General features: G+C 71.6%; 18 protein-coding genes. 10 read left to right on the top strand and 8 right to left on the bottom strand.

Features of this window, described 5'->3' with window-relative positions; translation table 11 throughout:
- Positions 1-104: 104 nt before the first annotated feature.
- Positions 105-1,031, bottom strand: coding sequence for a DUF4232 domain-containing protein (locus A6F73_RS32120; RefSeq protein WP_079136443.1), 927 nt, complete (start codon positions 1,029-1,031; stop codon positions 105-107).
- Between the two features lie 267 nt (positions 1,032-1,298).
- On the opposite strand from A6F73_RS32120, the gene A6F73_RS32115 reads away from it, so the two are divergent.
- Positions 1,299-2,204, top strand: a complete 906-nt coding sequence (locus tag A6F73_RS32115) for a hypothetical protein (RefSeq protein ID WP_063351896.1) — start codon at positions 1,299-1,301, stop codon at positions 2,202-2,204.
- 84 nt (positions 2,205-2,288) lie between these two features.
- Here A6F73_RS32115 and A6F73_RS32110 read toward each other — a convergent pair whose 3' ends face one another.
- The 3 genes from A6F73_RS32110 to A6F73_RS32100 form a co-directional block, all read right to left on the bottom strand.
- Positions 2,289-3,413: a catalase family protein gene (locus tag A6F73_RS32110; protein ID WP_063351895.1), complete on the bottom strand. Its 1,125-nt coding sequence runs from the start codon at positions 3,411-3,413 to the stop codon at positions 2,289-2,291.
- A gap of 55 nt (positions 3,414-3,468) precedes the next feature.
- Complete coding sequence (locus tag A6F73_RS32105; protein WP_063351894.1) at positions 3,469-4,824, bottom strand: Dyp-type peroxidase; 1,356 nt, start codon at positions 4,822-4,824, stop codon at positions 3,469-3,471.
- A gap of 321 nt (positions 4,825-5,145) precedes the next feature.
- A complete protein-coding gene (locus A6F73_RS32100) occupies positions 5,146-5,736 on the bottom strand; it encodes a hypothetical protein (protein WP_244293777.1) in 591 nt (196 codons plus the stop codon).
- Between the two features lie 180 nt (positions 5,737-5,916).
- Between A6F73_RS32100 and A6F73_RS32095 the strand changes: the two genes are divergently transcribed.
- Together A6F73_RS32095 and A6F73_RS32090 are read left to right on the top strand one after the other, a co-directional pair.
- Positions 5,917-6,663, top strand: a complete 747-nt coding sequence (locus A6F73_RS32095; RefSeq protein WP_244293776.1) for a GAP family protein — start codon at positions 5,917-5,919, stop codon at positions 6,661-6,663.
- 100 nt (positions 6,664-6,763) lie between these two features.
- Positions 6,764-8,338, top strand: coding sequence for an IS1182 family transposase (locus A6F73_RS32090; RefSeq protein ID WP_079136442.1), 1,575 nt, complete (start codon positions 6,764-6,766; stop codon positions 8,336-8,338).
- Positions 8,339-8,539: 201 nt separating this feature from the next.
- On the opposite strand, the gene A6F73_RS32085 is transcribed toward A6F73_RS32090, so the two are convergent.
- Positions 8,540-8,995, bottom strand: coding sequence for a MarR family transcriptional regulator (locus tag A6F73_RS32085; protein ID WP_063351892.1), 456 nt, complete (start codon positions 8,993-8,995; stop codon positions 8,540-8,542).
- A 239-nt stretch (positions 8,996-9,234) separates the two neighbouring features.
- On the opposite strand from A6F73_RS32085, the gene A6F73_RS32080 reads away from it, so the two are divergent.
- Together A6F73_RS32080 and A6F73_RS44450 are read left to right on the top strand one after the other, a co-directional pair.
- A complete protein-coding gene (locus A6F73_RS32080; protein ID WP_063351891.1) occupies positions 9,235-9,864 on the top strand; it encodes an isochorismatase family protein in 630 nt (209 codons plus the stop codon).
- A gap of 137 nt (positions 9,865-10,001) precedes the next feature.
- Positions 10,002-10,910 (top strand): DUF4240 domain-containing protein, encoded by a 909-nt coding sequence (locus A6F73_RS44450; protein WP_347878568.1) that lies wholly within the window; start codon positions 10,002-10,004, stop codon positions 10,908-10,910.
- A 111-nt stretch (positions 10,911-11,021) separates the two neighbouring features.
- Here A6F73_RS44450 and A6F73_RS32070 read toward each other — a convergent pair whose 3' ends face one another.
- Positions 11,022-11,903, bottom strand: a complete 882-nt coding sequence (locus tag A6F73_RS32070; RefSeq protein WP_063351890.1) for an SDR family oxidoreductase — start codon at positions 11,901-11,903, stop codon at positions 11,022-11,024.
- Positions 11,904-11,987: 84 nt separating this feature from the next.
- On the opposite strand from A6F73_RS32070, the gene A6F73_RS32065 reads away from it, so the two are divergent.
- Together A6F73_RS32065 and A6F73_RS32060 are read left to right on the top strand one after the other, a co-directional pair.
- Entirely contained in the window at positions 11,988-12,569 is a 582-nt protein-coding gene (locus A6F73_RS32065; RefSeq protein ID WP_063351889.1) for a TetR/AcrR family transcriptional regulator, read from the top strand.
- 292 nt (positions 12,570-12,861) lie between these two features.
- A complete protein-coding gene (locus A6F73_RS32060; RefSeq protein WP_079136441.1) occupies positions 12,862-13,425 on the top strand; it encodes a DoxX family protein in 564 nt (187 codons plus the stop codon).
- Between the two features lie 137 nt (positions 13,426-13,562).
- Here the strand turns inward: A6F73_RS32060 and A6F73_RS32055 are convergent, their stop codons facing one another.
- Entirely contained in the window at positions 13,563-14,762 is a 1,200-nt protein-coding gene (locus tag A6F73_RS32055) for an FAD-dependent monooxygenase (RefSeq protein ID WP_063351888.1), read from the bottom strand.
- Positions 14,763-14,930: 168 nt separating this feature from the next.
- Here A6F73_RS32055 and A6F73_RS32050 point away from each other — a divergent pair, with 168 nt between their 5' ends.
- Together A6F73_RS32050 and A6F73_RS32045 are read left to right on the top strand one after the other, a co-directional pair.
- Positions 14,931-15,458, top strand: a complete 528-nt coding sequence (locus tag A6F73_RS32050; RefSeq protein ID WP_063351887.1) for a MarR family transcriptional regulator — start codon at positions 14,931-14,933, stop codon at positions 15,456-15,458.
- Between the two features lie 195 nt (positions 15,459-15,653).
- Complete coding sequence (locus A6F73_RS32045; protein WP_063351886.1) at positions 15,654-16,208, top strand: hypothetical protein; 555 nt, start codon at positions 15,654-15,656, stop codon at positions 16,206-16,208.
- Positions 16,209-17,788: 1,580 nt separating this feature from the next.
- Here the strand turns inward: A6F73_RS32045 and A6F73_RS32040 are convergent.
- Positions 17,789-18,487, bottom strand: coding sequence for a C1 family peptidase (locus A6F73_RS32040; RefSeq protein WP_079136440.1), 699 nt, complete (start codon positions 18,485-18,487; stop codon positions 17,789-17,791).
- Between the two features lie 2,250 nt (positions 18,488-20,737).
- Here A6F73_RS32040 and A6F73_RS32035 point away from each other — a divergent pair.
- Positions 20,738-21,184, top strand: coding sequence for a nitroreductase family deazaflavin-dependent oxidoreductase (locus A6F73_RS32035; RefSeq protein ID WP_063351884.1), 447 nt, complete (start codon positions 20,738-20,740; stop codon positions 21,182-21,184).
- The last annotated feature ends 202 nt before the right edge of the window (positions 21,185-21,386 follow it).

Raw genomic sequence — 21,386 nt, 5'->3', positions numbered from 1 at the left:
GACCGGACGGACCGCCCCCGGGCGGGGCGGTCGGGGACCAGAATTTTCCGTGGAAAATTCTCCCAGCACGAGAGCACGCTGGGGGAGGACCGCCGGCGCCCCGCTCACGGCCGGCTGTCCTCCCTGGCCCAGGCGCCGACGCCGAGCCGCCCCGTGGTACCCAGGTCGATCTCCGGGACGACCATCACCGGGGCCGCGTCAGGGGTGGCCCGGACCCGCACGTAAGGGGCGTTCACCGGGTTGCCGCCCTCCACGGTGTTGCGCCACACCAGCGTGGAACGGGCGCCCTCTCCCGGGCGCAGCACGATCTCCTGCGGCGGGTCGTCCGCGCCGGTGCCGCCGGCGATCCCGGCGCCGCCGGACAAGAAACGCACCCCGTCGACCGGCCGGTGCTCCACGTCGAGCAGTTGCAGCTTCGGGTAGCCGTTGACGGACACCGCGGACGTCCCGCAGTTGCGCAGGTGCAGGCCGACCACGCGCAGGCCCATCGCGGCGTCGCCGTCGTCCGCGTACAGCCGCAGGCCTGAGGCCGGGCAGGGGCCGCCCGGCTGCGAGGCCTCGGCGCTGGGCACACTGCGGACCTGGACGATCTTCACCAGCGGTCCGGCGCCCGGCCGCGCCTGCCCGTGCCCGTCCAGCTCGATCCGCCCCTTCGCGGTGGCCCCCGGAGCGAGCGCGGTGACGACCTGCGTCACGTTGTCCAGCGCACCTCCGGCCGCCGAGAGGCGGCTGAACACCGCTGTGACATCAGAGGTCTCGTCCCCCGGATTGGTGACCTCGTACTCCGCGCAGGCCGTACTGGCGGCCGTGATCCGCACCCCGCCCTGCGCGAGCCCGGGCGACGCCTGCCCATTGCGGGACGCCGACGGCAACGGCGCCCCGCACGGCCCGGCACCGCCGGTGGCCGGCGAAACCCCGGTCGCCCGCTCTCCGCAGCCCACGAGCAGGGCTGCGCAGACCGCGGCCACCGCAACCGCGGCAGCCGGCCGGCGGGCCGTCAGGTGATTCCCGGCGTTCTCGAACTGATGCATCAGCCGATGCGATCACGAACCACCCGCAACGCCTATGAGCTGCGCCACTGCCCGCGCAACAGGATCGCAACGATCCGCCCGGCGCCCGCCGAACCGAGGCCGGCCAGGCCTCCGGGCGCCCCTTCGCGCCCGCCGGCACCATCGCCATCGCTGGCCGGGCCCCGCTGCCCGATGGTCCGAACCGGTCGCCTTCCGGTGCGGGGCGTGGTCTGCCGCGCGCGGTGGGGGATGTTCCGCGCCGGAGGCCACCCACAGAAAGGATTCTTCATGGTGGAGCACGTGTTCGCGCGCATGGTACGGACGGTGACCGTCTCGGCCCTCGCCCTGGCGACGAGCGTCGGTGCGAGTGGTACGGCCGGCGCCGCCTCGCCGGAGGAGCACCCCGTCGAGGTGAGCATCGGAGCCTCCGGCCTGCAGGCACCGGACACCGCGAAGGGCGGCCTGGTCAGCTTCCGGGTCAAGACGGACGACCCGAACGGCCGGCAGCTGCAGCTGCTGCGTCCGCACGAGGGAGTGACCATCGACCAGGTCCTCCGGGACCTCGCCGACGCGGTCAGCCCGTCGCCGGCCACCGCGGGCGCCGGGATCCGGGCGGTGAACGGCGAGGCGGACCTGCTGGGCGGGGCGCTGGTCACCTCGCAGGTGCACGAGCAGTTCACCGAGGAGGTCAGCCCCGGGCCGGTCTACCTGCTGGACCTCACCGCGTTCCGGGCGGACCCGGCCCACCCGGTCTCCAGGAAACTGAACCTGGTCGGTACGAACGGCCAGAACGACAACCAGGTCCGCTTCGACGACGGCATCGTGATCGAGAAGGACACGGCCGAGGGCCCGCGTTTCCAGACCGAGGACGTCGACCACGCGCACCTGGCCTACCTGGTGCACGACGAGTCGAAGCAGATCCACGAGATGCAGCTGCGGCCGATCGGTGCGGACACCACCGACGAGCAGATCGGGGAGTACCTGAGGGACGTCGCGCTGGGCGGCCTGCCGGCCCGGTCCCCGTTCACCGGGCCGGCCACCGGCCTCGGCGCCATGTCCGGCGACCGCACCGCCTCCGTGCAGGCCCACGGCCTGCAGCCCGGACGGTACGTCCTGCTCTGCATGATTCCCGACGAGCGGACGGGCGTCCCGAACGCCGGCCTGGGCATGCGCAAGATCGTCACCCTGAAGTGACCGGCCGGGCCCTGGCACGCCGGCGGCAGCGGGCTGTCAGGGCCGACCGCCCCGGTCGACGCACCGTCGCGGTGGTGGGCCGGGTCAGGCGCCGAGTACGTCGTCGGCGCTGCGGGGTTCCGTGCGCGGCTGCCGGTTGAGCTTGTGGCGCGCGATGGAGGACTGCCGGTAGACCTCCTTGCGGGCCCGCATGATGTTGCCCAGGGGCGCGTGCTCGGCGGTGACCCGCCAGGGCGTGAAGGACAGCGAGTCCATCTTCTCCAGGTTCTCGGGGCCGGAGATGTCCTGCTGCGGCAGCCGCAGCTTCGCCACGGTGACGGACGGCGAGAGCTGCTCGGGCCACTCCACGGTGGTGTCCTCCACCGGCATGCGCTCCAGGTCGGTGCAGAGCTGGACCTGGATGTCGAAGGCGTAGGGCCGTTCCTGCAACTCGGCTTGCAGGGCCGGGCGGAAGAACTCCGCCCCCGAGGCCGGGTCGATGGTGCGCCGCACCACCGCCGCGGCGAAGGACGGGTCGGGGGTGATGCGCACCTTGGCGATGTAGTCCCCGTGCCGGACCGCGCCCATCGTCCAGTAGCTGGACAGCAGCAGGTTCGCCGGAGGCGTCTTCGACAGGCGCAGGAAGGCCAGGAACTCGTCCCAGGCCCAGTCCTCCTGGTCCAGCGTTCCTTTCCCGGTCACGAATTCGGTGAAGAACCGATGCGCGCCGGGTCGGCCCTGGGAGAAGTACGCCGGCGCGTTCAGGAACAGTTCCTGGATGAACAGGTAGTGCTCGACCGTGTTGCAGAAGAAGACCGGTCCGTTGATGTTGGCGTAGTCGAATGTGCCCGTGTCCGGTTCGTCCTCCAGCAGGGTCGGGCCGGGGACGTCGAACATCTTCAGCGCCAGTCCGGTGGCGGCACCCAGCCGCGCGTCGGCTCCCGCGTGGGGCGAGCCGTTGGAGAAGCGGATCAGCGCATCGTGGGTTCCCGCAGTCGCGTAGATTCCCTGGGCGTACTCGGGGGGCAGCCCGGCCAGGATCTCCACTTCCCCTCGGACCAGCCCGTAGCCCTTGGCGTGGGCGTCGCGCAGGGCCCGTCCGGTGCCACCGGCCTCGACCGACTCGGCGATGTAGCTCTCGGTCTTCTCGATCACCGTCTGCACGTTGCGGTCGAAGTGCGGGTCGTCGTCTTCGACGTCGGGCGTGTAGCGGACGAACTGTGCTGTCATGACTCCGACCTCTCCTCGGAGAGCGTGATCGGACCTCAGGGGGTGGGAATCGCCCTCAGTCCTCCAGCTCGGCGAGCCAGCGCAGGGCACGCAGACCCGGCAGGAAGCAGTACTCGCCGCCGCGGGTGACCACGAAGCTGGGCAGGTTCTTCAGGCGGCGCCGGACCGGCTTCTCCGGGATGGTGACGCTGCCGGTTCCGCCGTGATGTCCGGCCACCGGGTCCTTCTCGCCGGGGTAGCCGATGAAGTTGCCGTCGTTGACCCATTCGGCCTTGATGAACTCGAACTGCCGTTCCAGATGGGCCCCCATGAACACGCCGACCAGGCCCCGCTCCGCGCCGTCGTCCTCCAGCACGCCCTCGGGCAGCGGCGGGCCGTAGGTGGTGCCGCGACGGATGAGCCGGTGCATCCGTGCGTCGCCGATGATGGTGGCATCACGGGGGTTGGTGCGCCGGATGTGCGCCCCGGCCGGGCACCGGAAGCCGCGATCGTCGTTCTCCCGGTACAGGAAGTCGTTGACGCGGCGCGGATCGGCCGCCAGCTCCGGATCATCGTGCTCCGGCGCCAGCGTCAACGGCGCCCCGCTCGGCCAGCGCCCGACCATCTTCGCCGCCAGCAGTGTCTCCTCCTCGGCGCTGGAGCTGTTCGCACGAAGGTACCGGCGCCAGGCCGCCACGTTGGTGTGGATCTTGCGAACGGCCACGTAGGTCCCGTTGCGTCCCAGCACGTCGGGGCTGGGCACGGGCGGCAGGCCGCCGGTCTCGTCGGGGTAGCCGAGGATGAACTCGCCGGCCTTGATCGGGGCTTCCTGCGGGTTGGAGCCGGGCAGCCCGACGCCCTCGATGTTCGGATGGCTGATGCCGTCACGGAATCCGAAGGTGGTACGCCCGGTCGGGAGCTGGTGGACCTCCTGCTGCCAGATCACCTGGACACCGGGCGTGCCCTCGTAGGCGACACGGGCCCGCCCCAGCTCCCTCTCCAGCTGCGCCGCATCGGAGGACAGGGCGCTCAACGCGATGTGGACCTCACCGGTTCCGAACGGGGCCTCCCAGCGGGCCGGTGCACTCTCGCCCACGTCACCGATCAGCTCCGCCCGAGCGGCCATGCCCTCACGGAACGCCCGCGGAAAGCTGTCCAGGGACTCCTGGGGCACCCCCAGGGCCCGCAGCCCCTGGTGGGTGAACGCCACGGTCACCCAGGCATCCCGGTTCGGGTCCACACTGGGCAGACCGCCCGAGGTCAACGGGAGCAGTTTGCGCAGCAGGGCGCGCCCGACGTGCCGGTCATCCACGCGCAGGAAGACGAACCGTCCCTCGTAGGGCACGGGCCGTGGACGCAGGGCCCCGCTCTGGACGTCGTCGATCTCGACGCGCACGCCGCCCGCCGCGCTGCCGCTGTCCGCTGTGTTCATGGTCGCTTGTGCCTCTCCACATCCGTCTCCACATCTGTCTCTCTGCATATGTCCCTGCGCATCTGTCTCCGCCTGGACAGCCCGGCAACGGCCGGCTCGCACCGGCCGACCTGGTCCACCGATGGTGGGTGGGCTCCGATGGTCGGCCGTGCCCGGGTGCTAGGGGCTCTCTTTCGGATCACGCCGGGCGCGCGACGCCGGAGCACGCACCTCGCCGCGTTGTCGTCGGTCGCCGATGCTCCGCATGGACTCCCTCCTCCGCCTTGCGATGCACGCACTCCGACGCCGCGCGCTGATCCGACGTGATCCGAAAGAGAGCCCCTAGGCCGAGGCTTCCTCCAGCAGCTTCTGGAAGGCCGGCGTGGCCACCAACTCCGCGTTGGCCGGGTTGTCCAGCGCCGCCCGGAACTGGGGGGTGTCCAGCACCTCCTGGAACGCGTCGTCCACGCGGTGGTCCTTGTAGATCTGCTGGACGGTGAGGTCGGGATAGGCGCTGACGAAGACCCCCGCCGGCTCCTGGTGGGCGACGAACCAGTCCTTCACCCCCGGATCGGCGACGCCGGGGAACCCTTCGCTGTGCGAGAAGACCTTGTCGAAACGGGACCCGACCACCGTCTTGGCGAAGTCGTCGATGTAGGTGTCCCAGGAGCCGTCGAAAACGCTGGCGAACATGAACCGGGTGTCGTCGTCGAAGATCACGTGCCGTGCGTCATGCAGGGTGCCGATCTGGCGCACCGCCGCATGGGCGCTCTCGTCATGCGCCGCGTCGGCGAGCGTCGCGAGATCCTCACGCAGCGCATCCGCATGGCCCGGCTTGATCTTGGTGAAGACGGTGAACTCACTGCAGACCCCATCCGACCTGCCCGGGCGCTCGGGGTGAGCCGATTGGGTAGCGCCTGTCATCGCGGTCATCGTGACGTCCTCCTGCCGTGGTCGGTGCGAGGGACGCCAACCGCCCGAACATGAGGCGCCATCGCCCTCACCTCTTCATCCTGACCCGAGCGCGGTGGGGGCACCACTGGGCGACGAGCAGGCCAAGGCCTTCAGAGCTCCGAGAAGCTCATGAGGACAGCTTCGTCAGAGCGCAGGATCATGGAACTGGAACATGGGCCTGCCGGGTTCGTCGTCGTCACGCGCTCTGACTCCCCTCTGGAGGCAATCATGGGCAAAGTTCTCGGTGACATCCTGGGTCTCGCCGCCGGCGTCGCGATCAGCCCACTCCCGATCATCGCCATCATCCTCATCCTCGCCACGCCTCGGGGACGCCTCAACGGAGTCCTCTTCACCGTCGGCTGGATCCTGGGACTCTCGGCGCTGGGCGCGGTGATGCTGGCGATCGCTTCCCCCGCAGGCGCCTCCGCCCACCATCACCCGGCCACCTGGGTGGGAGTCCTCAAGCTCGTCCTGGGCCTGCTCCTCGTCCTCTTCGGCGCCCGGCAATGGCACCGGCGCCCGAAGGATCCGTCGCAGGCCCAGCTGCCGAAGTGGATGAGCGCGATCGACCGTCTCACGCCGGTCAAGGTCCTCGCACTCGGACTGGCCCTGTCCGCGCTCAACGCCAAGAACGCCCCGCTGACCCTCGCCGCGGGCGCCGCGATCGGCTCGGCCGGACTGCCGGCAGGGCAGCAGATCGCCTCACTGGCGATCTTCGTCGTGATCGCCACCCTCGGCCTGTTGGCCCCACTGGGAGTCTTCGTGCTCGGGGGAGAGCGAGCCCAGACCACGCTCGGTAACTGGAAGGACTGGGCAGCTCAGCACAACGTCGCCGTGATGGCGGTCCTGTTCTTCGTCCTCGGGTTGAAACTGTTCGGAGACGGGATCTCCGTCCTCACCTCCTGACAGGCCGCTCTCATCGACAGGGCACGCCCTAGAAGACTGATGAAGATGTTGGGTTCTGGCCCCGCCGCGTGAGCGGCGGGGCCAGACTCGTGTTGTGGCGATGGGGGAATGGTCCGGAGAGACTGTCGGGCCGGATGTCTGGGAGACCTGCCGGGACCTGATTCCGGCAGGGAGTGTGTTCGCGTTCCTGGCCGAGCATCGCGGCCGGCTGTTTCCTGCGGTGATGTTCACGGACATGTACCCGTCGGCGAACGGCCGCCCGAGCATGCCGCCCCAGATCCTGGCAGCCGCGATCACTCTTCAGGCCCTGCACGGGCTCTCGGACTTCGAGACGGTCCAGGAACTGCGCTGCGACCTGCGGTGGAAGGCCGCGTGCGGACTCGGCCTGCACGACACCGCGTTCGATTCCTCACTCCTGGCCTACTTCCGCCGCCGCCTGGCCCGCTCCGCCCAACCAAACCGCGTGTTCGAGGCCGTGCGGGAGGTGGTGAAGGCGACCGGCGTCCTCAAGGGCAAGCACCGCCGGGCGCTGGATTCGACCGTGCTGGACGACGCGGTCGCCACCCAGGACACCGTGACCCAGCTGATCGCCGCCGTGCGTGCGGTGATCCGCGAGGTCCCCGGCGCCGACGAGGTCGCCACCCGCCACTGCACCGCACACGACTACGCCGACCCGGGCAAGCCCCGCATCGCCTGGAACGACGCCCAGGCCCGCGCCGACCTCGTGGACGCCCTGGTCGGCGACGCGCTGTTGCTGCTCGGGCACCTGCCCGAGCAGCAACTCGGAGAGAAGGCCGCCACCGCGGTCGGCCTGCTGGCCCTGGTCGCCGGACAGGACGTCGAGCCCGCCGACGACTCCGACGGCCGTGACGGCCGCTGGCGCATCACCCGGGGCACCGCACCCGACCGGATCGTCTCCACCGTCGACCCCGACGCCCGACACGTCCACAAGACCCGCACCCACTACCAGGACGGATACAAGGCCCACCTCGCCATCGAGCCCGAGACCACGATCTACACCGAGGTCGAGCTCACCCCGGGCGCAGGGCCCCAGCACCACGAAGCCGCCGTCGCCGAGAGCCTGCTCGCGGGCGAGGACGAGCCGGTGGACGCGTTCGGCGACACCGCCTACTCCACGGGAGGCGCCCGCCAGGCCCTCGGCGGCGCAGGACACCGCCTGTTCTTCAAGCCCGCCCCTCAACGACCCGCCATCGCGGGCGGTCTCGTCCTCGACGACTTCCGGATCGACACCGCCCGCGGGACGGTCACCTGCCCTGCCGGCCGCGCCGTCCCGCTCTCACCCGACCGCGGCCCCGACACACCCCGCTCGGCGGCCTTCGGTGACCGCTGCACCGGCTGCCAGCTCCGCGAGCGGTGCACCGCCTCCAAGACCGGCAGGACCCTTCGGATCCAACCCGGCTACGACCTCCAGCACACCGCCCGCCGACAAGCCGCCGACCCCGCCTGGCAAGCCGCCTACCGCCGATGGCGACCCCCGGTCGAACGAGCCGTGGCCTGGCTCGTCGGACACCGAAGCCGCCGCCTGCGCTACCGAGGAACCATCAAGAACAACACCTGGCTCCACACCCGCGCAGCCGCCCTCAACCTGCGAACCCTGCTCAACCTCGGACTCACCCACAACGGCACGACCTGGCAAATCCAGGCCACCACCTGACAGCACGGCCCGGATCAACCCAAGATCTTCATCAGCCTTCTAGGGGCTCTCTTTCGGATCACGCCGGGCGCGCGACGCCGGAGCACGCACCTCGCCGCGTTGTCGTCGGTCGCCGATACTCCGCATGGACTCCCTCCTCCGCCTTGCGATGCACGCACTCCGACGCCGCGCGCTGATCCGACGTGATCCGAAAGAGAGCCCCTAGTCTTCGCGCCGGGTCTCGCGCTGGAGATCGGCCACGTGGTGGAGGGCGGTCTTGAAGGCGGCGTACTCCCGCGCGCCCAGGGCCTTCGCGTGGCGCTCCTCGATCGAGCGCATGATGGCGGCGGCCGCCGCCATCTGGAGCAGGCCTCGTTCGGTGGGGTGGATCAGTTTGGCGCGGCGGTCCGCGGGGTCGGGTCTGCGTTCGACGTAACCCAGGCGTTCGAGGTCGTCGACGAGGGTCCCGATGACCTGCTTGTGCTGTCCGGAGGCGCGGGCGAGTTCGCTGGCCCGGATGCCGTCGGTGCGCAGGTAGGCGAGTACGGCGCCGGCGCGGGGCTGGATGTCGTCGAAGCCCTGTTCGGCGAGCACGGTGAACAGCTCGCGCTGGACGGAGAAGAGCACCCGGGCGGCGAGCACGCCGAGGTCCGGTTCCGCCGCCTGGTGTCCGCTCAACGCCTCTCCCGCTTCCGCCGTCTTTGGGCCCGTCCCGCGTTCCACCCTGTGACCAGCAACTTTAGTCGCCCGCCCGGTGGGCTCGGGCGGCACCCCAGGCGCTCCGGCGCCCCGCCCTGACCAGTGCTTGCGCCCCGGGGGACAGGGGTATAGCGTCGAAGTAGTCACTAATCTTGACTATCAAGATTAGTGACTACTGGCCGCCAACGGAGCCGTGGTTCAACCCGAAGGAGCGCACGATGAGCGAGCACAGCAAGTTCCTGGAGCCGGTCACCCGGGAGAACGCCGCCGTGGTCCTGGTCGACCACCAGGTGGGCCTGCTGTCCGGCGTCCGGGACATCCCGCTCGGCGAGCTGAAGCACAACGTGGTGGCGCTGGCACGAGCGGCGACCGTGCTCGGCATCCCCCTGGTCGTCACCACCACCGCGGCCGACAGCATGTGGGGGCCGACCACCCCGGAACTGGTCCAGGCCCTGCCGGCCGGACAGCGGATCATCGACCGCAGCACGGTCAACGCCTGGCACGACGCCCGGGTCCGCGAAGCCATCGAAGCCACCGGGCGGCAGAAGCTGATCTTCGCCGGAGTGTCACTGGAGGTGTGCGCGGCGCTGCCCGCGATCGCCGCGACGGCCGCCGGGCACCACGCGTACGTCGCCGTGGACGCCTCCGGCACCTTCAGCCAAGCCAAGCGCGAAGCGGGACTGCTGCGCATGCAGCAGGCGGGCGTCACCGTCTCCGACTACGCCACCCTCATGGTCGAGGCCCTGGCCGACAACGCCGCCCCCGAGGCCGGCGACCTCTACGCCGCCCTCGACATGCCCTTCGCCGTCCTGGTCGGCCAGATCTCGGCGGCCGCCCGCCCCGCGTAACGGCCGGCACACCCACCTCACCCGGCCATCGCCGACCCACACCACGGGGGGATGTGCCTCGCTCCGTCGCTTGTCAGTGCCAGCTGGCATGCTGCCGGGCAGAAGAGGACGGCAACGGGTGGCAAGGGCTGTGTGCGATGGGTTTTGAGGGCGGGGTCTGGCGTCTGGTGCGCGGGGAAGAGCTGGTGGGCGAGATCGTGGTCGAGGAGACGGACTTCCCCTGGCTCCACGGGCGCTTCGTGCCGGGAACGGCGTTCCCCGCCGTCCAGCCGCTCTTCGCCCGTTCGTTCGCGCTGTCCGAGGCGGAGGACTGGGAGGCCTTCGACGACGCGTACGACGAGATCACGCGCACCGTGTCGATGCTCTCGCCCTCGGGCCCGGTCGCCGAGTTCCTGCTGCACATCCAGGACGACAGGGCTTGGTTCCGGTGGAGTGACGAGCCGTTCGAGGACGTGGACGGGCCGTTCGAGGGCGTGGACGGGCAGGGCGGACGTGAGGCGGGCAGTGCCGGACCATCCGCGGGAAGTGACGTCGACGTCGACCACGGCCTCGACCTGCCGGTGATGACCTGGGAGCGGTTCTGGCGGTTGATCGAGGTCCTCGGGGGCGAGGCCGGTACCGAGACGTGCGAGCGCCTCGAAGCCGCCTGCGCCCGCCTCACCGAGGTTCTCGCACGCGAACCGCTGGGCCAGATCATCGGCTTCGGTGAGCGTCTCGCCGAGGCGCTCCACCGCCTGGACCAGGAGCAGTTCGGGACGCTGCCGATCACCGGGGCGGTGTTGCCCGACGGCTCGCCGTTCCCTCAGTCGAGCGACCACTTCCTGTACGCGCGAGCTGCGGTCGTGGCTGCGGGCCGCGACGTGTACGAGAGCATGTTCCACGATCCCGAACGGTTCGCTCCGTACACCGCGCGACAGTGTGAACCGCTGCTCTACGTGCACGAGGAGGCGTTCGAGCAGGTGACCGGGACGGAGTGGGACCGGCTCACCCGCTACGACTACGAGTCCTGCTCGAACGCGGACGGTTGGCCCGAGCTCCGCGGCTGAGCGCCGCCCGTCGCAGAGCACCGTTCGCCGCAGGCCCGGGCCCCGCTCGGCGGGCGAGCGGGGCCGGGTTCCCTGGCGGCTGCCGGTCCGTCCGGCAGCCCGGCAGGCGGCTCAGGCTTCGATGTTCTCCAGGTCCGCGAGCAGGCCCGGGTGCGTCGGCTTCCAGCCGAGGGCGGTACGGGTGTGAGCGCTGGAGGCGGGCTGGTCGGCCGCGAAGACCGGGCCGAGGGGGCCGAAACTCTCCTGCGGCACCGGCTCGACCGGAAGGCCGAGTCGCCGTCCGATGACCGAGGCGATGTCGCGTACCGCGTCGCCTTCGTCGGCGACGGCGTGCCACGCGCTTCCGGCCGGGGCCTTCTCCAGGGCGAGCCGGAACAGGGCGGCGGCGTCGAGCGCGTGGACGGCGGGCCAGCGTTGCGCGCCGTCTCCGGGGTAGCCGACGACGCCGGTGCCGCGGGCGATGCCGGTGAGCAGCCCGGCGAACCCGCCCTGGCCCTGGTTGTGGACCGTGCGCGGCAGCCGTACCGCCGAGCTGCGCACGCCGCGTGAGGCGAGTGCGAGTGTGCGGTTCACCGACAGGCTGCGTCCGCTGACGGGGCCGTCCAGCGGCAGCGGGTCTTCCTCGGTCGAGGCGCGTCCCGCCACGAGGGGCGTGCCGGACGCGGTGACGAGAGGCCTGTTCGTGCCGACGAGGGTGTCGCCGAGGGCCGTGAGTGCGGCGCTCTCCTCGGCGATCCCTCGCGCGAGTGCGTCGGGCGAGCTGAAGTCGTTGCTGAAGGCGAGGTGGATGACGCCGTCCGCCTGTTCCGCGCCGGCCCGCAGCACGTCGAGGTCGGCGAGCCCGCCGCGGAGCACGTCGGCGCCGGCGGTTTTCGCGCTGGCCGCGGAGGCGTCGGATCGGGCGAGGGCGGTGACCAGGTGGCCTGCGGCGAGCAGTTCGGCGACGACGGCAGAGCCGATCAGGCCTGTGCCGCCGGTGATGAAGACGCGCATGGTGAGCTCCGAGGAGTGATGCGACTGTTGTCCCATCACTGTACGACGCGATGCGACACTTGTCCCGTCATCTAGACTGGCAACATGCCGCGATGGAAACCCGATGCCCGACAGCGCCTGGTCGTGGCTGCGCTAGGCCTGTTCGCCGAGCAGGGCTACGACGAAACGACCGTCGCTCAGATCACCGAGCGGGCAGGGCTCACGCGGAGCACCTTCTTCCGCCACTTCACCGACAAGCGCGAGATCCTCACCATGGGACAGACGGCGCTCAGCCGCCTGCTGGCCGAGGGCATCGACGGCGCCCCCGCGGACGCGACGCCGATGACGGCCGTCGCGGCCGGACTCGAACGCGCATCGGGCGAGATGACGTCGTTCAACCGCGAGCTCAGCCCGCTGCTGCACGCGGCGATCGAGGCGAACGCGGAGTTGCAGGCGCGCAACGTGCTGAAGTGCATCGGCATGGCCACGGCGATGGTCGACGCGCTGAAGCGACGGAACGTCGCGGAACCCACGGCGCAGGTGGCCGCCGAACTCGGCGTCCTCGCGTTCAGGCTCGGCTACGCCCGGTGGACCGACCCCAGCCACGACGAGGACCCCGGCGGGCTGGCGCCCCACACGCGCGCCGCGTTCGACGAACTCCGCGCGGCAGTCGCTGTGCTCCACTGAGCTCCGCCGATCTCCGCTGAGCCCCGTATCGGCCGCTACGAGGAATCCTGCCGCCGTTTGCTGCCGCGTAGAGTGGATACGGAGAGTGCTGGATCACGGCTTCCCTTCTCGGAGGGTTATCGGTGAGACACGCGGATGCCTCCGGCGAGGCGGTGTCGGTCCGGCTGTTCCTGGACTTGGTCGACGGCGGCGCGAGTCGCGCCCGGCCGATCTGATCTGCGCGTCGACGCCTCGTCTCGGGAGAGGCGATCCTGCTCGCGGCGGTTGCGGCGCGCGGGAGGAGACCTTCGCCATGAAACTGACCGCCGAGCGGCTGCGGACCTCCGTCCGCAGTGCCGCTCCGACCTCCACGCATCCACCGCCGGTGTCCGCCGCCGACGTCGGCCTGCTGGTGCTCCGGCTGGCCGGCCTGCTGCTGGCCGGCCACGGTGCCCAGAAACTCTTCGGCCTGTTCGGTGGCGCCGGTCTGCATGCCACCAGTAAGGGCTTCGAGGCCCTGGGCTACCGGCCCGGCGTCCTCTTCGCCACGCTGGGAGGAGCCTCAGAGCTGTGCGGCGGCCTGGGCCTCGCCCTCGGGCTGTTCACCCCGCTGGCCGCCGCCGCCGTGATCGGGGTGATGATCAACGCGATGTCCGTCACCTCGGGCAGAGGCCTGTGGGCCGACAAGGGCGGCATGGAGTACCCGCTGTGCCTGGCGCTGATCGCGATCGCGGTCTCCGCCATCGGCCCCGGACGCCTGGCACTGGACCACCCGTTCCGGTGGGGCCAGGGCGGGTGGTGGAGTGCGGCCGTCGCCCTGGGGATGGGCGGCATCGGCGCGGGCATCGTGCTGTCCCTGCAAGGGGTGACTCTCTAGCGCCGCGTCAGCACCGCGTTGGACCACCACTACGTGCGCGAAGCCAGGACCAGCAACCCGTCGCATCCCTCAGCAGGTGTGGCCGCTGGGCAGCGCGGAACCGCCCGACTCGCTGAGCCCGGCACGCGGGCGCGCCGTCATCCGGCGTGGTCGTAGTCCGGCAGGATCACGCCGCTGTAGGCGGCACGTCCCCCGGCGCCCGCCGGGTGGGTGGGGTTGCGCAGGGCCGCGTTGCGGGTGTCGAGCATGTCCTGGGTGCCGGGGATGAGGCTGGTGCCGCCGGAGCCGGCCAGCGCCTGGTTCCGCTCCACGAAGGGGCGCGCCTTGCGCTCGTAGGCCGCGAAGGCGGCCGCGTGGTCGGTGTGGCCGGCCAATTCCCCGGCCAGGAGGTAGGCGCCGACGAGCGAGACGCTGGAGCCCTGGCCGGACAGGAACGAGGTCGCGTGGGCCGCGTCACCGGCGAGGGCGACGCGGCCACGGGACCAGGTGGGCATGTGGATCTGGCTGACGACGTCGAAGAACAGGTCGTCGGCCTCGCGCAGCGCGTCCACCAGGCGCGGGATGTGCCAGCTGCGCTCGGGGAAGGCGGCGGCGACGAGTTCGCGCTGCGCCTGCGGGTCCCGGAAGGCGTCGACGGGGGCGTCCTCCCGCTTGAGGACGAGGAACCCGTGCACGCGGTCGGCGGGTTCGTGGGCGTACAGGACGGCCGCCCGGCCTGGCGTGTTCCAGATGGTCCCTTCGTGGGCGAGGCCCAGGTCGTTCGCGAGGGTGAAACCGGCGAAGACGTGGCCGAGGTAGCGGTGGAACGCGTCCTCGGGGCCGAAGACCAGCCCGCGGGTGTTGGAGTGCAGCCCGTCGGTGCCGATCACCAGGTCGAAGGCGCGATGGGCGCCGCTGTCGAAGGTGATGTCGACGCCGTCCGCCCGGTCGTCCAGGGTGGCGATGGAGTCGCCGAAGAGGAACTCGACCCGGTCGCGGAGCGGGGCGTAGAGGGCGCTCGCCAGGTCGCCGCGCCGTACTTCCAGGTCCAGGCCTGCGGCGCCTCCGGTGACGGCCTCGGGAGCGACGGAGCCGATGAGCGCCCCGTCCGCGTCCACGAACGAGAGCTTGCGCGTGTCCACGTGGGCCTCGCGCAGCTGCGGGAGCAGCCCCATGCGGTCGACGACCTCGCGGGCGGCGCCGCGGATGTCGATGGCGTACCCGCCGCCCCGTACGGCTGACGCCCGTTCGACGACGGTGACGTCGAAGCCGTAGCGGTCGAGCCAGTAGGCGAGGGCGGGGCCGGCGATGCTCGCGCCCGAGATGAGGACCTTGCGGTTCGCGGAGTGGTTGTTCACGGTGTGCTCTCCTCCTGGCGGCGCAGCCCGGCGGTCGCCTCCTGGCGGCCACACCGAAGATGCGTACCTTAGGTATCTTTATGGACGGCACAGTGCACCCGCGGAGAGCGGGTACAGCCCCAGGATATAGATACCTAAGTTAGGTATTCAAGTGGAGGTGGTGGTCCGATGACCGCGGACTCGCCGGACGACCCCGGCGCGGACGAGCAGGCGGCAGCCGTCTGGGCGGCCCTGCCCCGGCTGGCCCAGCTGAGCAACGCCATGACCCGCGGCCGCCTGGCCGAACGGGCGGCCGAGGCAGCGGGACTCGCCCTGGAGCGCCCCGCGCTGAGCGCGCTCATGACCCTGCACATGGCGGACCGGCCGCTGCGCATCGGGGAGATCGCCGAACGGATGCAGGTGGTCGGCCCGCACGTCACGCGACAGGTCCAGGCGCTGGAGCGGCGCGGCCTCGTCCATCGCGTCGGCGATCCGCACGACCGGCGTGCCAGCCTCATCGAGGCGACCGCTGAAGGGACGAGGGCGGCGAACGCCTACGCGACGTCCATGATCGGCTGGTTCACGGACGCGATAGCGCACTGGCCGGACCAGGACCGCGGGGACCTGGGCCGCCTGCTCGCGAAGCTGGCCGACGACGTCATCGCCCGCCTGGCCCTCCTCGACGACGGCGGAGGCGCGCCACCGCCCGCCACCTGACCGGGCCCGCCCCAGCCTCAGGAGGGCCGCGCCGGGTGCCCGCGCGAGCTGAACGCGCGGCTGGCATCCACCCCGCGAGGGCGGCGCCTGAACGGTCAAGGTGGTACCTCGAAAACCCGTCCCACCTCACCTCGTTCGGGTGAAACCTCCGAGGCCACCGGCATCGGAGGGCCCGGACGGCGACATCATGCCTCCATGATCACTTCTCCTCCTCGGCCCGCCCGCCGGCTGCGTGCGGGCGCTGCCGCCCTCGCCGCCCTCGGCGCGCTCGCCCTCACCGCCACAACTGCCGCCGCCGCCCCCGCGCCACGCCAGGCCGCCCCGTCCACGCGTACAGTCGCCGAGCCGCACTGCGGCGAATGGGTCGACTACAACGGCAACGAGGACCGCCGGATGAAGAGCTGGCTGTGCCTCTACGACAGCGGGGACGGGGGGATCTACCCGACGCTGTGGACCGAGTGCGGCTGGTGGAAGATCATCGGCTGGGCGGACCCGCCGAACGGCTGCCGCATCTGGGAGCCCAGCTCCTACGAGATCACCTTCCCGGACGGCACCAAGACCAAGGACGCGCTCTTCCCCGGAGCCTCCGGCAAGAACAGTGCCGCGAGCAACGGCAGCACCTACCCCTGCCAGAACGGCACCTGGAAGCTGTGGTCCTACTACGGCGTCCAGATGAAGGACATCCTCGGCAACTGGGGCAGCAACGTGGCCGCCACCCACGAGGTCACCTTCAACGTCACCTGCCCCTGACCTGGCATCCGCTGAGAAGCATCGATCAGGGTGGGCGCGGATTCGAATGTGCCTGCCCGGTCGGGTGATTCTTCGGCGGTCACCGTGACATGAGGGCAGGGCCTCCCGCGCGGCTCGCGGGTGACGAATCCATCCGAGCGTCAGGACGCGGGAGGCGGAGGCGTGCGGTGGTTCGATGCTGGCGAGGCGCGCTTCGACGACTGCCTCCAGGGCGCGGGCGTAGCCGTCGTGTTCGGTCTCGCGGCCCCGACCCCAGTCCCGGAAGCCAGGCCGGTCAGAGCGGCACCGCCGGAGGGGCCCCCGCCACCAGCGGCCACAACGGCGGACCGGGCTACGTCCTGCCCACCTGGTAGCAGCCTGTCACCCTCGAACGCGGTCCCGCTTCGGGTACGGACCGCGGGCCGGGCGGGGTCTGCTCGGTGTCGGCTGAAGTCCGGTCGGCCTGGAGGCGGCGGCCGCGGTCTGCGATGCCTGCCGTCACAGGATGCGGTCCGTCCGCAGGGGACCACTTGAGTAGTGGCTGCCCGACCGGTGGTGATGCGGGCAGGCGGGCTGCTCGCGGAGATGAGCCGAGTACAGGCCGCCGGCCGCGCACGGACTCGTCATGAAGAGGACACCGGGGTACTGCGGATGCCCCGGCGACGGTGGCGGTGTGGTGGGCGGCGGTAGGTGCACTGGCGTTGGTGGGTGGCCTGGTGATGATGGCCGGTGTGTTTCCGGCCTCGGCGGTCGCCGCCGGAGGGACGCTCCCGCGCGTAGCGCAGCCCTCCGGGCAGAAGGAGTACACCCGACCGGGAGACTTCGCCTTCTATGTCCCGGCGGGGGTCACGTCGCTGACCGTCTATGTGGTGGCGGGCGGCGGCCCCGGCGGTGTGGCCGGTGGGGTGGCGGCGGCGGGGCCAACCGCTGCACCGGGACCGGGGCCGTCCTGGTGAGTGGCAACGGGGGCAGTTCCGGTCAGGCCGGGACATCCAGCTGTGCGGCGCGGGCGGGCGGCACCGGGATCGCGGGTTCGGTGGGCGGCGGCTCGGCGAGGCAGGGCGGTGACGGGGGCTCCGGTGGGTTGGGTGGCGCGGCGGCGCGGCCTCCCGCTTCCCTGCCGATCACTCTGCCTGCGGGCGTCGGCCAGGGCGGCACCGGGGCTCCCGGCGGTGCGGGCGGCAGGGGCGGCCATCGCGGAGGGCCGGCCCCCAGTCCCGGAAGCCAGGCCGGCATCAACGGCACGGCGGGCCTGTCCCCAGCCGCCAGTGGCGGCGACGGCGGCCCCGGTTACGTCCTGATCACCTGGTGGGTAGCCGAGGGCCCTGGCATGAGGTGCGGGTCGGTCTGGACCGTGTGCGTCGCCGTCTCCGGGGATGTGGTCTCAGGCAATACCGCTGGGACGGGGCCCCAGCACTCGATGCCTCAGGTGACCCGTCTGCCGGCCGGTCTCATGCCTTGCACAGCCAGTCGCCGCCCTGACTGCCTGTGCGCCGTCCTGGGACGACGCGGCCCCGTACGGCTGAGAGGTCGGACCAGGCGCAGCGCTCAGTTGCGCCGGCTCGTGGCGGTGTCGTCCCTGGCGGCTGCGTGCCGGTCGTTCAGGGTTGGATGGGCCAGGGGTTGTGGGCTGTGCCGCCGGGCGGGTTGAGGACGGGCTGGTCGGCCTGGGTGGCGATGCCGCACTGGTTGATGCCGCGGGCCATGAGAACGTAGCCGCCCAGGCCCCAGGTGGGGCCCCAGTTGTTCTTCACCAGCCAGTAGTCGCCGGCCGAGTTGGTGCCGTAGCCCACGATCGTGACCGCGTGGTCCAGGTTCGTGGACGAGCAGGAGGGATCCGCGTAGAGGCCGCCCCTGTAGTACGCGAGGGTGCTGCGCGAGGCGTTGATCATCGCCCGGACCGGGCCGGTGGCGACGGCGGCCATCAGAGCTGTCTCGTCGCGCGTGGGCACGGGTGCCCAGTGGTTGAACGCGGTCTGGTCGAACTCGGCTCCCCCCGGGGTGGAACAGCGGTCGGACGGAAGCTCCTGGCCGGCGGGGTTGTAGATCCGGGGCTTGAACTCGGTGAGCAGGTTGTGGTTCTGCAGTACCCACGCCCCCTCCAGGGTGTCGGCCGCGGCGAATGCCTGGCTGACATAGGGGTCCTCGCACTGGCGGATGTCCTTGACCCCGGTCACTGCCAGATGCTCTCGCCAGTCCACGGAGCTCGGCAGGGCCGTGGACGACGCCACCGTCCTGGGAGTCGTCACGGCGCTGCTGGCAGCAGCCGGAACGGCCACCGATCCCAGCAGAGCCAGCATGGCCAGCCCTGTACGGGCGGCCACGCGCCGTCCGCGGCCTGACGCGGAGAAGGGGGTGGAAGGACGCTGCGGTGTCACTGTTTTCCTCCGGGAGACGAGGCGCCGCAGTCCATGACCCGGCCGTACAGGGCGCCTGGGGGCTGGCGGTCACCGCGTCATCCGTACCCCCCAGATGCCCGCCCGGCCGAGCCGTCAGCCGAACAGAGGCACCTTGAGCCGAGCCGCGGCGGCCGGACAAGGCGGCGGTGAGACCGTCGGTGCCGCGCGCCGCCGCCGGGTCGGCCCCGCCGCCGATCAGCCCGTGAACTTCACACTCCGGAACTGGGCCCAGGCAGGCAGCCTGGATCACGTGCTGGGCACGTGCTCGGAAACTCCCGCGGCTGGGCCTTCGCCGGGTATCAACCGGTGAAGGCTCGGCCGCAGGAGTGATGGCGGGCATCCGGATTTCATAGTCGCCGCCATCTGTCGGGCAGGTGAAGTTCCACCCTGTTCTCGAACACGCCGGGCTTGGGCTCATCGGGCTCATCGGGGAGGTCGTATGTGCCCTGGGTGGTCCTGTCGGCGTGGCGGGGGAGGTGGAAGTGTGAAACATGGGACGTATGCATACGTTTCGCAGTTGTGTGACTCCTCTGAGTCGCAGGGTCGCTGTTACCGCGGCCGGCTTGGCCGTGCTGCCGTGCAGCCTGGCCATGACGGCGGCGCCCGTCGCTCCCGCCGCGGCACCTCACGGTGAGCAGGGCTTCACGCTGGGCATCGCCAGGTTCGTGGTTCCGGCAGGGGTGACCGAGATGACCATTCACGCCTGGGGCCCCGGCGGCAACGGGGCGGGTGGCAGCGGGGGAGGCGGCGGGGGCGGAGGTGGCGGTGGCGGAAGCTATCCGCCCTTGGTTCCTAACCCCGTCGGTGGCGGCGGCGGAGGAGGCGGCGCGGGCGGCAGCGGTGGTGGTGGCGGCGGCAGCGGCGGCAGCGGTGCCTACACGGAGTGCACGTTCACCGTCACCGCGGGCGAGAGGTACGACATCCTCGTGAATGCAGCCAGCACGAACCGGATCGGCGGCGGTGGCGGCGGGGCGGGCGGTGGCGGCGGCGCGGCCGGCAGCACCCTCACGAGCGGACAGGCCGGTGCTGCCGGCGCGGGCGGCAGCGCGGGCGGCGGCGCCAGCAACGACAGGCCGTTCACCCAGGTCGCGGGGCCCCGGGACCTGGTCACCGCAGATGGCGGCGGTAACGGGGGTGCCGGGGGCTCGGGTCCCGGCGGCGGTGCCGGGCGGGGCGGGGAGAACGGCAAGCTCGACCGGAGCGGTGGCGCCGGTGGCGCTGGTGGCGCTTCCGGCGGCACCAGCGCAGGGGGAGCGGGTGGCGCGGCGGCCCCCGCCGACCAGGAGGAGTTCTGCACCGGAACAGGCACCAGACTGCCCGGAAATCCCGGAAGTGCAGGTCAGTCCGGTGCCGCGGGTTTCGACGGTGTCACCGGCGGCCAGGGCTCGTCGGGCAACGCCGGTTCGGGCGAGCGTGGCGGTTCGGGCGGTGCCGGCGGGACAGGGGCCGCCACAGGGGCCGAGCCTCCGGCGGCCCCTGTCACCCCGCCCGCCGGTACCGGTGCCGGAGGGAGCGGCGGAAGCGGCGGCGCCGGCGACACGGGAGGCAGGGGAGGGAGCGGCGGTGCCACGGGGGCCTCCAGCCCGAGTTCACAGCCCGGTAGCAGCGGGACCGGCGGCCAAGCCGGCCAGACGGGCAGCCGAGGCGGCCCCGGCTACGTCCTGATCACCTGGTAGGAAACAGCCGCGACTGGGCCTTCGCCGGGCACCAACCGACGAAGGCCCAGCCACAAGGCGGCACTCGCGCATCGCCCTGGTGTGGGGCGACGGCGGCTACACCGGACGCCTGATCCGAAACGGCCTCCAGCCCGAGCGCCACCGCGAGCTGCCGGCAGTCCATCACCGCCTCGCCCGACCTGCTCCCCCCGGGTCAGGACCTCCATGATCCGCCGGTAGTCCGGCGCCAGCACGCAGGCATCGAGCCCGTCCGCCAGTGCGGCACCACCGAACCGGCCGCCGCAGCCGCCGCCGCACCGTTGACCGCTCGTCACCACCGGCCCGGTCCGCGGCGGTACGCCCCGCCGTCGCGCCGCCTCCTACCGGGCCGCGGCCTCGTGGTGAATCATGGAGGCGGCCGAACGGAGCGAGGGCCTCGGGGCGGACGGCACCAGGTCGGCCGCCGGCGGTCCTCATCGAGTGGGACGGGAACAGCATGCCTCTTAGCGGCGAATACCAACCGAGCCCGGAGAAGTGGGTCAGCGACCAGGTCGCGCTGTACGAGGGCTCCGGGGGCACCGAGGGCACGACCCTCCGGGGCGTGCCGGTGGTCGTCCTCACCAGCCTGGGGGCCAAGAGCGGCAAGATCCGCAAGAACCCGCTGATGCGGGTGGAACACGAGGGGACCTACGCCCTGGTGGCCTCGCAGGGCGGCGCGCCCAAGAACCCCACCTGGTACCACAACCTGGTCGCGCACCCGCAGGTCGAGCTCCAGGACGGCGCCGTGCGCCAGGACATGACGGCCCGTGAGGTCGAGGGCGCGGAGCGGGAGCTGTGGTGGTCCCGCGCGGTCGAGGTCTGGCCGGACTACGCCGCGTACCAGACGAAGACGGACCGGGTGATCCCTGTCTTCGTGCTGGAGCCGGAGACCGCCGGCCGTTGACCCCGAACGGCTCGGGCGGGGCCCGGAGCACCAGAAACCGCCCTCCCGCCCGAGCCCTTCGCCCGGCACGGCAGCTCCCGTGCACGACGCGACGTGTCATGACGCGACATGACACGAACGGAGAACCCGGCCGGAGCGGGCGAACCGACCGGTCCGTCGAGGCGTCCCGATCTTCGACGAGCTCCAGTACCTGATCGACGAG

This window comes from Streptomyces sp. MJM8645, from assembly GCF_001625365.1.
In the GTDB taxonomy this organism is placed as follows: Bacteria; Actinomycetota; Actinomycetes; order Streptomycetales; family Streptomycetaceae; genus Kitasatospora.
Note: the sequence above shows the minus strand (reverse complement) of the source record. Positions and strands in the feature narration are given on the sequence as shown.

What these genes read in the sequence shown, in the direction of transcription:
- A6F73_RS32120 (WP_079136443.1), bottom strand. Translation starts at nt 1,031, where the DNA reads ATGCATCAGTTCGAGAACGCCGGGAATCACCTGACGGCCCGCCGGCCG.
- A6F73_RS32115 (WP_063351896.1), top strand. Translation starts at nt 1,299, where the DNA reads ATGGTGGAGCACGTGTTCGCGCGCATGGTACGGACGGTGACCGTCTCG.
- A6F73_RS32110 (WP_063351895.1), bottom strand. Translation starts at nt 3,413, where the DNA reads ATGACAGCACAGTTCGTCCGCTACACGCCCGACGTCGAAGACGACGAC.
- A6F73_RS32105 (WP_063351894.1), bottom strand. Translation starts at nt 4,824, where the DNA reads ATGAACACAGCGGACAGCGGCAGCGCGGCGGGCGGCGTGCGCGTCGAG.
- A6F73_RS32100 (WP_244293777.1), bottom strand. Translation starts at nt 5,736, where the DNA reads ATGACCGCGATGACAGGCGCTACCCAATCGGCTCACCCCGAGCGCCCG.
- A6F73_RS32095 (WP_244293776.1), top strand. Translation starts at nt 5,917, where the DNA reads ATGGAACTGGAACATGGGCCTGCCGGGTTCGTCGTCGTCACGCGCTCT.
- A6F73_RS32090 (WP_079136442.1), top strand. Translation starts at nt 6,764, where the DNA reads ATGGGGGAATGGTCCGGAGAGACTGTCGGGCCGGATGTCTGGGAGACC.
- A6F73_RS32080 (WP_063351891.1), top strand. Translation starts at nt 9,235, where the DNA reads ATGAGCGAGCACAGCAAGTTCCTGGAGCCGGTCACCCGGGAGAACGCC.
- A6F73_RS44450 (WP_347878568.1), top strand. Translation starts at nt 10,002, where the DNA reads ATGGGTTTTGAGGGCGGGGTCTGGCGTCTGGTGCGCGGGGAAGAGCTG.
- A6F73_RS32070 (WP_063351890.1), bottom strand. Translation starts at nt 11,903, where the DNA reads ATGCGCGTCTTCATCACCGGCGGCACAGGCCTGATCGGCTCTGCCGTC.
- A6F73_RS32065 (WP_063351889.1), top strand. Translation starts at nt 11,988, where the DNA reads ATGCCGCGATGGAAACCCGATGCCCGACAGCGCCTGGTCGTGGCTGCG.
- A6F73_RS32060 (WP_079136441.1), top strand. Translation starts at nt 12,862, where the DNA reads ATGAAACTGACCGCCGAGCGGCTGCGGACCTCCGTCCGCAGTGCCGCT.
- A6F73_RS32050 (WP_063351887.1), top strand. Translation starts at nt 14,931, where the DNA reads ATGACCGCGGACTCGCCGGACGACCCCGGCGCGGACGAGCAGGCGGCA.
- A6F73_RS32045 (WP_063351886.1), top strand. Translation starts at nt 15,654, where the DNA reads ATGATCACTTCTCCTCCTCGGCCCGCCCGCCGGCTGCGTGCGGGCGCT.
- A6F73_RS32040 (WP_079136440.1), bottom strand. Translation starts at nt 18,487, where the DNA reads ATGCTGGCTCTGCTGGGATCGGTGGCCGTTCCGGCTGCTGCCAGCAGC.
- A6F73_RS32035 (WP_063351884.1), top strand. Translation starts at nt 20,738, where the DNA reads ATGCCTCTTAGCGGCGAATACCAACCGAGCCCGGAGAAGTGGGTCAGC.